Annotated in this window: 1 pseudogene; it reads left to right on the top strand. The window is 52.2% G+C overall.

Features of this window, described 5'->3' with window-relative positions:
• Window positions 1-1,603, top strand: a pseudogene (locus GMD6S_RS12755) (hypothetical protein); the annotation flags it as partial.

Raw genomic sequence — 1,603 nt, forward strand, 5'->3', positions numbered from 1 at the left:
AGCTCGAGCCAATCTGCGTCGGCAAGTTCGAGCCAATCCGCTTCAGCGAGCGCAAGTCAATCAGCCTCAGTGAGCGCAAGTCAGTCTGTCTCAGTGAGTGCCAGTCAGTCTGCATCTGCAAGCTCCAGCCAATCAGCATCGGCAAGTGCTAGCCAGTCTGAGTCAGTGAGCGCTAGCCAGTCAGCTTCGGTAAGTTCGAGTCAGTCAGCCTCAGCGAGCGCTGGCCAGTCTGCATCTGCAAGCTCGAGTCAATCAACCTCAGTGAGCTCAAGTGAATCCGCCTCAGCCAGCGCCAGCCAATCGGCTTCAGCAAGTTCGAGCCAATCAGCATCGGCAAGTGCTAGCCAGTCAGCGTCCGTAAGCTCAAGTCAGTCAGCTTCAGTCAGCACAAGTGAGTTTGTATCGGCAAGTTCAAGTCAATCGGCTTCAGTGAGTGCTAGCCAATCAGCATCTGCAAGTTCGAGCCAATCTGTATCGGTGAGCTCAAGTCAATCCGCATCAGTAAGTGCTAGTCAGTCTGCTTCAGCAAGTGCCAGCCAGTCTGCCTCAGTAAGCTCTAGTCAATCTGCTTCCGTAAGCGCTAGTCAATCCGCGTCTGTAAGCTCAAGTGAATCCGCGTCAGTGAGCGCAAGTGAATCTGCTTCCGTAAGCGCTAGTCAATCCGCTTCAGTAAGTGCGAGTGAGTCAGCGTCTGTAAGCTCCAGCCAGTCAGCATCGGTAAGTTCGAGTGAGTCAGCATCGGTAAGTGCTAGTCAATCTGCCTCAGTAAGTTCAAGCGAATCTGCATCTGTAAGCTCGAGTCAATCCGCGTCAGCGAGCGCGAGCGAATCGGCTTCAGCAAGTTCGAGTCAATCTGCCTCAGTAAGTTCAAGTGAATCCGCGTCAGCGAGCGCGAGCGAATTGGCTTCAGTAAGCTCCAGCCAGTCAGCATCGGTAAGTGCTAGTCAGTCCGCTTCAGTAAGTTCTAGCCAATCAGCGTCTGTAAGCTCGAGTCAATCTGCGTCTGTAAGCTCCAGCCAGTCAGCATCAGTAAGCTCCAGCGAATCCGCTTCAGTAAGTTCAAGCGAATCTGCATCTGTAAGCTCGAGTCAGTCCGCTTCAGCAAGTTCGAGTCAATCAGTATCAGTGAGCGCCAGTGAATCTGCTTCAGTAAGCGCTGGTCAATCTGCTTCAGTGAGTGCGAGTGAGTCAGCGTCTGTAAGCTCGAGTCAATCGGCTTCAGCAAGTTCGAGTCAGTCCGCTTCATTGAGTGCCAGCCAATCAGTGTCAGCGAGCGCAAGTGAGTCAGCTTCAGCGAGCACCAGCCAGTCAGCCTCATTGAGCGCCAGTGAATCTGCGTCAGCCAGCGCTAGTCAATCCGCTTCAACAAGTACTTCAACTTCTGCAAGTATGCTAGCAGACGAATTAGCATTGGAAAGTGCCTCGATCTCAGCAAGTACATCAGTGAGCGAATCTACTTCAACGAGCGCATCACTCTCAGCTAGCATGTTCGCCAGTGAATCGATTCTAGAAAGTGCTTCGATTTCAGCAAGTATGTCAGTGAGCGAGTCAACGTCGATTAGCGCTAGTCTCTCGACTTCAGATTCTATTAGTAGATCTGCGT

This window comes from Streptococcus sp. GMD6S, from assembly GCF_000297015.1.